This is a genomic window from Streptomyces sp. WMMB303 (assembly GCF_029351045.1).
Lineage (GTDB): Bacteria > Actinomycetota > Actinomycetes > Streptomycetales > Streptomycetaceae > Streptomyces.
The window spans coordinates 233043-246736 of the sequence record NZ_JARKIN010000001.1; the positions used below are offsets into that span (position 1 = coordinate 233043).

Annotated in this window: 9 protein-coding genes; 3 read left to right on the top strand and 6 right to left on the bottom strand. The window is 73.1% G+C overall.

The annotated features are described in order from the left end of the window. The gene (locus P2424_RS01100) at positions 1-951 is read left to right on the top strand and encodes a M56 family metallopeptidase (RefSeq protein WP_276473925.1); all 951 of its coding nucleotides are present in this window, start codon (positions 1-3) and stop codon (positions 949-951) included. Between the two features lie 94 nt (positions 952-1045). On the opposite strand, the gene P2424_RS01105 is transcribed toward P2424_RS01100, so the two are convergent. Further along, the gene (locus P2424_RS01105) at positions 1046-1687 is read right to left on the bottom strand and encodes a TetR/AcrR family transcriptional regulator (RefSeq protein WP_276473926.1); all 642 of its coding nucleotides are present in this window, start codon (positions 1685-1687) and stop codon (positions 1046-1048) included. Between the two features lie 488 nt (positions 1688-2175). Between P2424_RS01105 and P2424_RS01110 the strand changes: the two genes are divergently transcribed. Next, the gene (locus tag P2424_RS01110; RefSeq protein WP_276473927.1) at positions 2176-5073 is read left to right on the top strand and encodes a penicillin acylase family protein; all 2898 of its coding nucleotides are present in this window, start codon (positions 2176-2178) and stop codon (positions 5071-5073) included. 78 nt (positions 5074-5151) lie between these two features. On the opposite strand, the gene P2424_RS01115 is transcribed toward P2424_RS01110, so the two are convergent. Then, positions 5152-5565: an organic hydroperoxide resistance protein gene (locus P2424_RS01115; protein ID WP_074999530.1), complete on the bottom strand. Its 414-nt coding sequence runs from the start codon at positions 5563-5565 to the stop codon at positions 5152-5154. 120 nt (positions 5566-5685) lie between these two features. Here P2424_RS01115 and P2424_RS01120 point away from each other — a divergent pair, with 120 nt between their 5' ends. After that, positions 5686-6213, top strand: a complete 528-nt coding sequence (locus P2424_RS01120) for a MarR family transcriptional regulator (RefSeq protein WP_276473928.1) — start codon at positions 5686-5688, stop codon at positions 6211-6213. Between the two features lie 154 nt (positions 6214-6367). On the opposite strand, the gene P2424_RS01125 is transcribed toward P2424_RS01120, so the two are convergent. The 4 genes from P2424_RS01125 to secD all read right to left on the bottom strand — a co-directional run bounded on the left by P2424_RS01125 (position 6368) and on the right by secD (position 13467). Next, a complete protein-coding gene (locus P2424_RS01125) occupies positions 6368-7786 on the bottom strand; it encodes a glutamate decarboxylase (protein ID WP_276473929.1) in 1419 nt (472 codons plus the stop codon). Between the two features lie 197 nt (positions 7787-7983). After that, positions 7984-9498, bottom strand: a complete 1515-nt coding sequence (locus tag P2424_RS01130) for a cryptochrome/photolyase family protein (protein WP_276473930.1) — start codon at positions 9496-9498, stop codon at positions 7984-7986. Positions 9499-9514: 16 nt separating this feature from the next. Further along, on the bottom strand, positions 9515-10885 hold the full coding sequence (locus P2424_RS01135; RefSeq protein ID WP_276473931.1) for a deoxyribodipyrimidine photo-lyase: 1371 nt from the start codon (positions 10883-10885) through the stop codon (positions 9515-9517). A 212-nt stretch (positions 10886-11097) separates the two neighbouring features. Further along, positions 11098-13467: a protein translocase subunit SecD gene (gene secD / locus P2424_RS01140; protein WP_276473932.1), complete on the bottom strand. Its 2370-nt coding sequence runs from the start codon at positions 13465-13467 to the stop codon at positions 11098-11100. Between the last annotated feature and the right edge of the window lie 227 nt (positions 13468-13694).

Here is a 13694-nt window from a genome sequence, read left to right on the forward strand (position 1 = left end):
GTGGGGTTCTTCGTCCTGCTCCCGCTGGTGCTGCCGGTGACCTCCTGGCCCGCGGCCCGGCTCGCCGAGCGGCATCTGCACCCGCGGGCGGCGACCCGGCTGCTCACCGGACTCGGCGTGGTGCTGGCCCTGTGCAGCACCGTCTGCCTGGGGCTGCTGGTCGTGGTGGGAACGGCCCAGCTTCCGGGGAATCCGCTGCCCGACGCCTGGTCCGACCCCGAGGTACGGGCCGCGGTCCCCTACGACGAAGCCCTGGGCCAGGTGTCGATCCCCGCGCTCGGACTGCTGTGCGCCGCCGCCACAGCCACCCTGGTACGGCACGGGCACACCAGGCGGCGCACGAGGCGGGCGCTCCGGGGGCTGCGCCGCTCACCCGTCGCGGTCCTCCCGGACCGTAGCCCCTACGCCTTCGCGCTGCCGGGCGGCCGCGGCGACCGGGCGCGCGTCGTCGTCTCCACCGGGATGCTGGAGGCGCTGGAGCCGGCCGAACGGCGCGCCCTCTTCGCCCACGAGCGTGCACACCTGGCGGCCCGCCATTCCCGCACCCTGCTGCTGGCCGAACTCGCGGCAGCCGCCCACCCCTTCCTCCGCCCGCTGCGCGCCGCCGTCGCCTTCGGCGTGGAGCGCTGGGCGGACGAGGAAGCCGCACGTCAGGTCGGCGACCGGGTGCTGACCGCCCGTGCCGTCGGCAAGGCCGGGCTTCTCATGCGGCGCAGCCCCGCGCCGACGGTGCCCGCCGCCGCGGGTGGCGGACCGGTGCCCCGGCGGGTACGGGCACTGCTGGCTCCTGCCCCGGCAGCCGGGCTGCTGCCCAGGCGCGGGACGGCCGCCGGACTCGTCGCCGGGCTGGCCGCCTGGTTCGCCGCCGCGGGAGCTGCCGTCTCCGCCCTCTCCTCGGCGAACGCCGCCATCGCGCTCGCCGTCATCCTGCACGCGGCCACTCCGCTGTGAGTGCCGGCCGGCGAGCGCCCTCCGCCCGTTCCACGGGAGCGGCCGGGTTCGGTTGCCACCCGGCGGCACGGGCACCGCAACCGACCGCCGCGGATCAGCCCGGCACCGCGCTGTCGTCGCCGGCGTGCTCCTCGGCGGCGGCCCTGGGCCGCACCTGGCCGACCAGGTGCTCGGCCAGGGTGTCCAGGACCGCGGCTGCCTCCTGCCCACCGCCCAGCACGAGGTAGTTGAGCGTGAGCCCGTCGATCACCGAGGTCAGATAGCGCACCAGGATCTCGGCCGGAACCACGGGCACGAGGTCGAGCTCTGTGCACAGGTGGTCGAGGAGTTGCCGGTTGGCGGCGGCGTACTGCTCGTACTGGCGCTCGGCCAGGTATGCGAAACCGGGCCGGCGCAGTGCGTACTGGGTCAATTCGTAGGTGAGCATGTGCTCGGCGGGATGGGCGCGCACATGGTCCCAGTAGGTGCGCAGCGCGGCCACGACGCTCTCGTGCACGTCGCGGCCCGGCCTGAGGTGCTCGGCGACCGGGGTCACCGAGTGCGCGGTGATGGTGTGCATCACAGCCTCGACCAGTGCCTGCTTGGATTCGAAGCAGTAGTGGAAGACGCTGAGCGAGACCCCGGCCTCCGCACAGATGGAACGCGTGGTCGTCTGCGCGACGCCGTCCCGGGTCATCACGCGGATCGCCGCCTCGACCAATTGCCTGCGCCGCTGAGCCGACGGCAACCGTCCCATGGTCCCCTCCTCCTGAGGCCGGGTCCGGGCCCGTGGTGCCTCTCGTTCGGATCGTGCCGGGCACGCGCTCGCGGCGAGCCGGTGCGCGGCCACCCTCGCCCCGGTACTGCTCCGCGACGCCGACCGAGCCCCACGGGCCCGCGCACCGTACCCCGCACCCCGGCCGGTCCGGTCCGGCCCGGCGAAGGTCGCGGCCGCGGCCGAATGCGGTGAAGACTCCGTGGACCCGGCGCGGAGGAACGGAGACGGGCGGGTGCGGCAGGCACCGAAGCGGCGCGGCAATGTCGGGTTTTGACGTACTCGCGCCGGAATTGCGCCGAGCGGGAACGGACAGAGCACGACGTGAGGATGCGTCAGGCGCCGCACCGGTTCAAGCGTCCGGGACGATTGACCTGATGATCCGGCGGCTGCATCCTTCCGGTCACGGGACGGGGGGAGGCCCGGCCTCGCGCCCCCCGTCGAGCAGCGATCGCCTGAGGGGGCATCAGATGCGAAAACGGTGGACCGGTCTGGTCACGGCAGCGTGTCTTGTGGTGACAGCCGCGCCCTCGCTCGCGGTCGCCGCTCCCGCCGCCCCGGCACCGCACGAGCGGACCTCTGCGGCGGACGGGGAGGTCACCGACTACTGCCAGGGGCAGTGCCACGACATCCTGCCGCCGGGCGAGAACGGCTCGGCCACCGCGGCCCAGATCATCCTGAACAAGATCACCGGTGCCAAACCGAAGCACACCGACGACCAGTTGGGCCCGTACGCCGACCTGGTGGACGAGTACACCGGACTGACCAACGGAAAGCTCAGCACCTTCTTCAACGACGCCTCCTTCGGAGTCCCCGACGACCAGGTCGAGAGCAGGAAGCGACCGGGCGGCCGCGACGACGTCACCATCACCCGCGACAGGTCCGGGATTCCGCACATCAAGGGGACGACCAGGTTCGGCACCGAGTACGGCGCGGGTTACGCGGCGGGCCAGGACCGGCTGTGGATGATGGACGTCTTCCGGCACATCGGACGCGGCGAGCTGTCCTCCTTCGCCGGCGGAGCCGAGGGCAACCGGCAACTGGAGCAGCAGTTCTACCTGGGCGGCGCCTACCGGGAGAGCGAACTGGCGGCACAGGTGGACCGGGTGCGCAACTCGGGGCCGCGGGGCGAGCAGGCGTACCAGGACGTCACCGCCTACCTCGAGGGACTCAACCGGTACATCAGCGACGCGAAGAAGGGGCTGTACTTCCCCGGCGAGTACGACCTGACCGGCAACGCCGACATCTTCACCGGCGACGGGATCGAACCGTTCGAGGCGACCGACCTGGTCGCCATCGGCACCGTCATCAGTGCGCTGTTCGGCTCCGGAGGCGGCAACCAGGTCGCCGCCGCGCTGGTCAAACAGGCGGCCGAGCGCAAGTACGGGAAGGAGGAGGGGGAGAAGGTCTACCGGGCCTTCCGCATGCAGAACGACCCCGAGGCCGACCTCACCCTCCACGACGGCCAGCGGTTCGACTACGCGGCCTCTCCCGAGAATCCCCGCGCGGTGGCCATGCCCGACCCGGGTTCGGTGAGCAGGCAGCAGGTGGTCTACGACCCCACCGGCTCGGCCGCCGACGGGCAGGCGGCGCAGCGGAAGTCCGGCACGGACGCGGTGGGCACCGGCGCGGCGGCCGAGTCGGCGCGGGAGCGGTCGGCCACCGCCGAGGCCAACGTCCGGCACAAGCCGGAACTCGCCCGGGCCGAGGACGCGATGTCGGACGGCGTGCTGCCGAAGGATCTCTTCGCCCGCAAGCACGGCATGTCGAACGCCCTGGTGGTGTCCGGCAAGCACACCGACACCGGCAACCCGGTGGCCGTGTTCGGCCCGCAGACCGGCTACTTCGCGCCCCAGCTGCTGATGCTCCAGGAGCTCCAGGGCCCCGGACTCAGCGCCCGCGGCGCCGCGTTCGCCGGGCTCAATCTGTACGTGCAGCTCGGCCGGGGCCAGGACTACGCCTGGAGCGCCACCTCGGCGAACCAGAACATGACCGACACCTACGCCGTCGACCTGTGCAACACCGACGGCAGCCCGGCGACGAAGGACTCCAGCGGGTACATGTTCCACGGCACCTGCACTCCGATGGAGAAGCTCGTCCGCAAGAACGCCTGGAGCCCGACCGTGGCCGACGGCACCAAAGCCGGCTCCTACAAGCTGGTGGCGCACCGTACGGCCTACGGGGTGGTCCGCTACCGCGCCACGATCGACGGCGACCCCGTGGCGTACACCACGCTGCGCTCCACCTACCGGCACGAGGTGGACACGCTGATCGGCTTCCAGATGTTCAACGACCCGGAGGCGGTGACCGGTCCCGAGAGCTTCCAGGAGGCCGCGTCCAGGATCGGCTACACGTTCAACTGGTTCTACGCCGACGCCCGGCACACGGCCTACTACAACTCCGGGCTCAACCCGACCCGCAGCCCGGGGGTGGATCCGAACCTGCCCATCAGGGCCGATGAGAGCACCGAATGGCGGGGCTGGGAGCCGGAGACCAACACCGTGCCCAACACGCCGGATGCGGAGCATCCGCAGGACATCGACCAGGACTACTACGAGTCCTGGAACAACAAGATCGCCAAGGGCTACACGGTGGCGGGTTTCGGCGACGGCCCCGTCTACCGCAGCAATCTGCTCGACCGCCGGATCACGTCCCTGATCAGCGACGGCGGGAAGGTCTCGCGGGCCTCCCTGACCCGCGCCATGGAGGACGCCGCGGTCACCGACCTGCGCGGCGAGGCGGTGCTCCCCGAACTGCTGAAGGTCATCGACACCGAGAAGGTCACCGACCCGGAGGTGAAGGAGGCCGTCGACGGCCTGCGCGGCTGGCTGGAGGACGGGGCTCGACGCAAGGAGACCGGGCCGGGCACCCGGACCTACGCGCACGCCGACGCGATCCGGACGCTGGACGCCTGGTGGCCGCTGCTGGTGAAGGACGCGTTCCGCCCCGGTCTGGGAGCGGACCTCTACGGCGCCCTGACCCACGCCCTGCAGATCGACGAGACGCCCTCCACCCCGGGCGACGGGGTGGCGCACAAGGGCTCGTCCTTCCAGCACGGCTGGTGGTCCTACGTGCACAAGGACCTGCGCAAGGTGCTCGGGGAAGAGGTGCCGGGGGCCGCGCCGAAGACGTTCTGCGGCGCGGGCCACGTGGCGCAGTGCCGGCACGTCCTGCTGAGCACTCTGGAGGAGGCCGCGCGCACCCCGGCGAAGAGCACGTACCCGGGCGACGACGTGTGCGAGGCGGGCGACCAGTGGTGCGCCGACTCCATCCGGCAGCGTCCCCTGGGAGGGATCACCGACGACCTGACCAACTGGCAGAACCGCCCGACCTACCAGCAGGTGGTGCAGTTCCCGGCCCACCGGTGAGGTGACCGGGGAGACGGAGGCGAGGGGGTACCGGCCCGGCCGGTGCCCCCTCGGCGGTGTGCCCGCCCGGCGGCACGGTCACTCGATGACGAGTTCCACCGGGATGTTGCCCCGGGTCGCGTTGGAGTAGGGGCAGACCTGGTGTGCCTGCTCGACCAGCGCGCGGCCCGTCTCGCGGTCGAGGCCGTCGGGCAGCTCGACCCGGAGGGTGACGGCGAGCGCGAAGCCTTCTCCCTGCTTCCCGATGGTGACCTCTCCGGTGACCGCGGCCTCGGAGACGTCGGCCTTCGCCTGGCGGCCGACGACGCCGAGGGCGCCGGCGAAGCACGCGGCGTATCCGGCGGCGAAGAGCTGCTCGGGGTTGGTGCCCTGGCCGTCGCCGCCCATCTCCCGCGGCGGGGCGAGCTGGAGGTCCAGCCGGCCGTCCGAGGCGACGGCGCGTCCCTCCCGGCCGTGCGTGGCGGTGGCGACTGCGGTGTAGAGCGCGTCCATGGAAAGACCATCCCTCTCGACGATGTGCGGCGGTGCGGCCGCTCCGGCCACCCGCGGACATATCGAAGCACACAATTAAATTGTGCACAACTCAAATGGTTCTGCCGGTAGGCTGGGGCCATGAACCAGGTGCCGACACCCCTGCCCCCGGACGCGGTGGAGGAGGACTTCCTCCGGCTGGACCGCCAGCTCTGCTTCTCCCTCAATGCGGCGTCCCGCGCGTTCGGCAGCGTCTACCGGGTCCTGCTCAAGGAGCTCGGCCTCACCTATCCGCAGTACCTGGTGATGCTCGTGCTCTGGGAGCGCGGCGAGGTGTCGGTGCGGGACCTGGGCGCGCGCCTGCGGCTCGACTCCGGCACCCTCTCCCCTCTCCTCAAGCGGCTGGAGTCGGCCGGACTCGTCCGGCGCGAGCGCTCCGCGCAGGACGAGCGCTCGGTCCGGGTGCACCTCACCGAGGAAGGCGGGCAGTTGCGCGAGCAGGCACTGCGCGTCCCGCGCCGGATCGCCGCGGCGGCGGGCTTCGACGCGGCGGAAGCAGCCGAACTGCGCACCCGCCTCGATCAGCTCACCCGGGCACTGGACGCGGCCGCCGAGGACGAGGCGGCCCTGCTGGACGGCGCGTCCGGCACCCGCCCGGCCGCCGGCTGACGCCGCGGCCCGTTCCCTTCGCCCGGTTCACTCCGGTAGCCCTCGGCGCATGGCCCCGCTGGAGGCGTTCCCGGGCAGCAGGGCCGGGACGGCGGGCACGGGACCGGAGCGGCGCCCGGGACCACCGGCGCGGCACGGCGTGCGGCCCGCCCGCTCAGTGGTGAAAGCCGGTCGCCTTCCGCTCGTCACGCTCCAACGGGCCCGGCTGCCGCCGAAGGTCGGGCAGGGACCGCTCCAGCGAGTCGAGCAGCAGGTCCGCCAGGTCGGCGGTGAAGCCGTTGCGGCAGACCACGCGCAGCACCGAGAGGTCCTGCCGGTTCGCCGGGAAGGTGTAGGCGGGCACCAGCCAGCCGTGCTCGCGCAGCCGCCGGGAGACGTCGAAGACGTTGTAGGCGGTGACGCCGGACGCCGTGGTGAAGGCGAACACCGGCAACTGGTCGCCCCACGTGAGCATCCGGAAGCCGCCGAGCGCGGCGATCCGCTCGGCCAGGCTGCGGGCCACGTCCCGGGCGGCCTGCTGCACCGCGCGGAAGCCGGTCCGGCCCAGCCGGAGGAAGGTGTAGTACTGCGCCGCGACCTGCGCACCGGGCCGCGAGAAGTTCAGCGCGAACGTGGGCATCTCGCCCCCGAGGTAGTTGACCCGGAAGACCAGTTCCTCGGGAAGGCTCTCCGCGTCGCGCCACAGCGCCCAGCCCACCCCGGGGTACACCAGCCCGTACTTGTGCCCCGAGGTGTTGATGGAGGCCACCCGCTCCAGCCGGAAATCCCACACCAGCCCGGGGTCGAGAAACGGCGCGACCATGGCGCCGGACGCCCCGTCGACGTGGACCGGCACATCGAGCCCGGTCCGCTCCTGCAGCGCGTCCAGGGCCACGCAGAGATCCTCGACGGGTTCGTAGGAGCCGTCGAAGGTGGAGCCCATGATGCCCACGACCCCGATGGTGTTCTCGTCGCAGAGCTCGGCCGCCCGCTGCGGGTCGAGATGGAAGCGCTCCCCCTCCATGGGCACCGTGCGCGGCTCCACCTCCCAGAAGTTGCAGAACTTCTCCCAGCACACCTGCACGTTCACCCCCATGACGAGGTTGGGCCGGGCGCCGGTGCGGAACCGGTCGGCGTTGCGCCGGGCCCAGCGGCGCTTGAGGGCCAGTCCGGCCAGCATGCAGGCCTCGCTGGACCCGGTCGTGGAGCAGCCCACCGCGCGCTGCGGATCCGGGGCGTGCCACAGGTCGGCGAGCATCGCCACGCAGCGGCGCTCCAGTTCGGCCGTGCGCGGATACTCGTCCTTGTCGATCATGTTCTTGGCGCTGCACTCCGTCATCAGCGCCTCGGCCCTCGGCTCCATCCACGTGGTGACGAATGTCGCCAGGTTCAGCCGGGCGTTGCCGTCCAGCATCAGCTCGTCGCGCACCAGTTCGTAGGTGGTCTCGGACGGCATTGGCCCGTCGGGCAGCCGGTCCACCGGCGGCACTGTCTCCATCGTCTCGGCGGGGTCGGCCACCGCGTGGAAAGGATTGATCGACAGCGTCCCGCGCCGCGGATCGGCGCGGCGATCCGCACCATGATGGACAGCCACAGGACTCCCTTCGCCGGACGCCAGTGGGCGGCACGACCGTATTCGAGCGCATGCGGAGGCCCGATTTCCAGCACGCCGGGCGTGTCAGAGCCGCAAAGCTCCGAGTGGTGGAGGGGATCCGACCGGCACGGCCCAGCCCGCGCCCCGCACCCGGCCGGGGGCATGCCGCCGGTCACGGGGCTCCGGGTGACGGCGCCTCAGGGCGCCCGGTTCCCGCGCTCCTTCTCCTGTTCCAGCAGCGCGTCCAGATCCCGGAGCCGTTCCAGGCCACGGACCGGCTGCGCCATCCGCGCGTTGTGCGCGAACGCCTCCCGGTGCCGGTGCAGGAAGGACCAGTACCCGGCCGTGTAGGGGCAGGCGCGGTCGCCCACGCGCACGTCGGGGCGGTAGGCGCAGCCCCCGCACAGATCGCTCATCCGGTTCACATAGGCGCCGCCCGAGGTGTAGGGCTTGGTGGTCATCCGGCCGCCGTCCGCGTACTGCGACATCCCCACGACATTGGGCAGCATGACCCAGTCGTAGCCGTCGACGAAGCTGCGGTGGAACCAGTCGGTGACCGCGGCCGGGTCCCAGCCGCGCTGGAGCGCGTAGGAGCCCAGCACCATCAGCCGGGGGATGTGGTGGGTCCAGCCGGAGTCGCGCACCTGGGCCAGCACCGTGTGCAGGCAGCGGGCCTCGACGGCGTCCGCGTCCAGCGCGCTGAACCACTCGGGCAGCGGGGCCCGGTGCCGCAGCCGGTTGGCCCGCCGGTAGCCCTCGCCGAAGTACCAGTAGAGCTGCCAGACGTACTCGCGCCACCCGCAGATCTGCCGGACGAACCCCTCCACGCTGTTGAGCGGGGCCTCCCCGGCCCGGTAGGCCCGCTCGGCCCTCTCCAGCACCTCCCAGGGGTCCAGCAGCCCGAGGTTGAGCGAGGAGGACAGCAGGCTGTGGCTGAGCACCGGGTCGGCCGCGAGCATGGCGTCCTCGTACGGCCCGAAGGTGGGCAGCCGGTCCGCGACGAAGCGGCGCAGCGCGGCGAGCGCCTCGCGGCGGGTGGCGGGGAACCGGCGCGGCCCGTCGCGGCCGACGAAACGGACCTCCCCGGCGCGCTCCCAGGTGTCGAGGTCGTGGCGCACCTCGTCGTCGATCTCGTCCTCCCGGGGCCGGTAGGGCGCCCGCACCGGAAGCGTCGCGCGGTCCCCGGGCGGGGGTTCGCGGTTGTCGCTGTCCAGGTTCCACCGGCCGCCCAGCGGCTGGTCGCCGTCCATCAGCAGGTCGTGGTCGCGGCGGACCCACCGGTAGAAGCCCTCCTGGCGCAGCCGGGCGCCCGCCTGCCCGTCCGCCCAGGCACGGAAGGAATCCTGGTCGACCAGGAAGCCGCGCGCCGGCAGGACCGTGACCTGCGGCAGCCCCTGCACCAACCCGAGCGCGGCACGCGAAGTGGGATGGTGGACCGTGACGCTCCGCTCGCCCAGCGCGGTCCGCAGCCCCTCGCGGTAGGTCTCGGCACGCACATAGCTGACCCGGTCGCCGAGTTCGGCGGCGCGGTGGCGCATCGCGGACAGCAGCAGGTGCGCCTTGGCCCGGTGGAAGGGACGGCGCCGGAAGACCGCCCGCGACTCGATCATGACGAGCGGCGCGTTCCCGCCGGGTCCGTCCGGGCCGGGGGTCAGGAAGTGCGGGCCGAGCTGGTCGCCGAAGAGCCAGTGGGCGCGGGGAGGGGTGCTCACGGGGAATCAGCTCCGTTCACTTGCCGCGTGCCCGCAGGAAGCGGCCCGAAGCCGCGGTGAGGTCGGCGATCCGCTCGGGGTAGTCCAGGGCCGCGCGCTGCTGATCGTCCAGTTTCCAGGGCTCGTGGACCGTGCGGCCGGAGAGCTGTGCCAGTTCCGGTACCCAGCGGCGGACGTAGTCGCCCTGCGGGTCGTACTTCTTCGCCTGGGTGATCGGGTTGAGGACCCGGTTGGGACGGGTGTCGGTGCCGGTGCCGGCCACCCACTGCCAGTTCATCTGGTTGTTGGCCATGTCCCCGTCGACCAGGAGGTCGAGGAAGTGGCGGGCGCCGACGCGCCAGTCGATGTACAGGGTCTTGGTGAGGAAGCTGCCGACCAGCAGACGGCCCCGGTTGTGCATCCAGCCCTCGTGGCGCAGTTGGCGCAGGGCGGCGTCGATCACCGGGAACCCGGTGGCGCCCTGCTTCCAGGCCGCTACCTCCTCCGGTGCCTCCTCCTCGGTGCGCCAGCGGTCGTGGTGCGTGCGGTACTCGGCGTGTCCGGACCGCGGCCGGGCGCAGAGTACCTGGTGGTGGAAGTCCCGCCAGGCGAGCTGCCGCACGAACGCGTCGGCGCCGGGCCCGCCCTTCTCCCGGGACCGGGCGACGATTTCGACGGGTGAGAGGGTGCCGAAGTGCAGGTACGGGGACAGCCGGGAGGTGGCGTCCCCGGCCAGGTCGTCGTGCTGTTCCTCATAGGAGTCCATCCCGGAGCGGCGCCAGTCGGTGAACCGCTTGCGGCCCGCCGTCTCGCCACCCTCCGGCACACCGGGCGAGACTCCCCGCACCTTCTCCCTGCTGGGGATCTCCTCCCCGCGGACGTCCTCGACCCCGGGGACACGCCGGGGCGCGCCCAGGACGTCGCGTTGGTGGTCCTTCTCCCAGCGCCGGAAGTACGGGGTGAAGACGGCCATGTGGTCCTTCCCTGCGGGGGTGATCTCCCCCGGGGCCACCGCCGTGATCACCCGGTCGTGGACCCGCAGCCTCCGGCCCGCCGATTCCAGGGCCGCCGCCAGCCGTTCCTCCCGTCGGCCGGCGTAGGCGCTCACGTCGGCGGAGATGTGCACCTCGGCGGCGCCGGCCTCGTGCGCGACCCGGCACACCTGCTCGACGACGTCTCCGGTACGCACCACGAGGCGGGAGCCCCGCTCCCGCAACTGCCGGTCGAGGTCGGCCAGGCAGTCCGCGAGGAACGCGCGCCGGTTGGGAACGGCGTATCCGGCGGCACTGATGGCGTCGTCCCGCACGAAGAGCGGGACGACCGCGTCACCGTCGGCGAGGGCTTCCCTCAGCGGCGGGTTGTCGCGCAGACGGAGGTCGCGGGTGAAGAGCACGACGGAGACGGCCATGTACTGCTCCTGCGTCGGGGGTGGGGCCGGGTCTTCGCGGGACACGGGCCGGGCGGCGGCCGGCGGCCCGCGGAGACCCGGCGGCCCAGCATCTCGTGTCACCGGCTGCTGTGTTGACAGGCGGCCCGCGTGTCGGCCCTCTGTTCCGGGCACCCGGCCGCCGGCGGGGCACCGACGGCGCCCACGCCGCCGGTGCCCCGCCCGGCGGCCGGCTACACGACGGCGCCCGAGTCGTTCCCGGCGCGCCGCCGCTCCGGCACCGCCCGCCGCGGCTTCGGCCGCCACCGCTCCAGCACCGCGGCCAGCGGCGCGGCCGTCAGCGCCGTGGACACCATCCCGAGCACCACACCGGCCAGCAGCGCCACCGAGAAGTCGGTCAGCGAGTCACCGCCCAGCACCGCCAGCGCGACGAGGATGAACAGCGCCCCCATACCGGTGTTCACCGTCCGCGGCAGGGTGCGCAGCACCGCGGCGTCGGCCAAGTCCGGCAGCGGCCGGGAGCGATCCGCGCGGCGCATGGAGCGGAGCCGGTCGAAGACGACCACGGTGTCGTTGACCGAGTAGCCGACGACGGTCAGCAGCGCGGCGAGGAAGACGCTGTCGACCGGGTTGCCCAGCCAGGCGAACAGGCCGACGACCAGCAGCACGTCCTGCACCATCGCGGCGACCGCGGCGGTGGCCAGCGTCCAGCGGAACCTGACGCTCAGGTACAGCAGTTGGGCGCCGACGGCGAGGGCCAGCGCCAGCAGTGCCTTGTCGCGCAGTTCACCGCCGAGGCTGGGACCGACCGTCTCGTCCCGCTCGACCGTGATCCGGCCGCCGGCCTCGCGCAGCTCCTGCTGGATACGCTCGCTTCCGGCGTCGCCGAGCGCTTCGGTGCGCACCGAGACACCGCCGTCGCCCGCCTCCTGCACCACGGCGCGCGGAAAGCCGGCGTCCGCCACGGCCTCTCGTGCGGTGTCGGCGTCGACAGGCCGGCCGGTGCTGTACTCGATCAGGCGGCCGCCGGTGAACTCCACGCCGAACTCGAGTCCGCGCAGTCCGATCCCGGCGAGGGCCGCCAGGACCAGTCCGCCCATCACACTCAGCCACAGTCCGGGGCGGCGCGCCAGCCGCGGCCCACGCGAGGCGGGCCGGGTGCGCAGCCGCGAGCGGCCCGCCAGGCCGGTGATCCCGGGGCGCCGCCGCACGCCGCGGCGCCGCACGGACCACTCGGCAAGCACCCGCGTGACCAGCATCGCGGAGACCATCGAGGCCAGCACGCCGAGCGAGAGCGTCACACCGAAGCCCTTGACCGGCCCGGTCGCGAAGACGAACAGCAGCCCGGCGGCCAGCAGCGTGGTGACATTGGAGTCGATGACGGCGCTGTACGCCTCCCGGAAGCCGATCCGCAGCGCCCGCGGCAGATCCCGTTCGGACCGGCCCCTGTCCGGCCGCGGAACCGGGCGGCCGTAGTCCTCCCGGGCGCGTTCGAAGACCAGGACGTTGGCGTCGACTGCCATGCCGATGGCGAGGACGAATCCGGCCAGCCCCGGGAGCGTCAGCGTGGCGCCGAGAGCGACGAGCGCCGCGTACGAGAGCAGGCCGTACACCCCGAGCGCGAGCGTGGCCAGTCCGCCCAGCAGACGGTAGCCGACGGTGAGGAACAACCCCGTGCACACCAGTCCGACGACCGCCGCCTGAGCGCTCGCCCGGATCGCGTCCGCGCCCAGGGTGGGGCCCACCGTCCGCTGTTCGACCACCTCGACGGGGACGGGCAGCGCGCCGCCCTTGACGAGCGCCGCCAGGTCCTTGGCCTCCGAGTCGTCGAAGCCGCCGGTGATCTGCGTGGAGCCGCCGGTGATTCCGGTGCGGCAGGGGACGCTCTGCTCGATGTGCGGTGCGGAGACCACGCGGTCGTCCAGCACGATGGCCACCCGCCGCTGCGGGGCGTCCGGAGCCCGGCAGGCGGCCTGGCCGGTCAGCTCCGCCCAGCGGCCGGAGGCGCCGTCGCGGAAGTCGACGGTCACGCTCCAGCCGCTGCCCTGCGTGTTGTCGAACCGCGCCTCGGCGTCCCGCACGCCCTCTCCGGTCAGCGCCGCCGGCCCCAGCCGGAGGAAGGCGCCCGCAGCGTCCGGGGCGGGCAGGGTCCGTTCGCCGCCGGGCTCCTTCCCGGTGCGCTCCCCGGCTGCCGGCCTGCGGTCGGTGACCTCCTCGACCGGGTGGAAGGTCAGTTGGGCGGTACGGCCGATCACCTCGGCGGCCTCCCGGGGGTCCCGCACTCCGGGCAGTTCCACGACGATCCGGTTCTCCCCCGCCCGGGAGAGCGCGGGCTCGGCGACGCCCAGGGCGTCCACACGCTTGCGCAGGACATCCAGCGCACGGTCGGTGGCGGCCCCGTCGGCGCGCACGCCGGGGCCGTCCCGCGTCTGGAGGACGAGATGGGTGCCGCCCTTGAGGTCCAGCCCCAGTCGGGGCGGGGTGCTCAGGGCGAAGAAGAGCGAGACTCCTATGGCGACGCAGCCCAGTAGCGCGCGCCACAGGGACGCGCGGGACCGGCGCCGAGCACCGGAGGCAGAGGTACGGCGAGGCGTACGGGACACGACCACTCCAGGCTGAAGAGGTACCGCGCGGTGCGCGGCACACGGGGCAGTCGGCCGCCCGCTCGCGTCCCGGAGCCGCCTCGGGGGCGGCGCCGGTGGAGTGCACCGCGGGGCGCCCGGGGCACGGCGTCCGCGCGCGATCGGGCGCGCGGAGTGCCGGACGGGCGTAGCGATACGGGGCGCGGCATCGGCCCGCCGGGGCCGGCAGCGCGGCGGTCCTCTTCGGT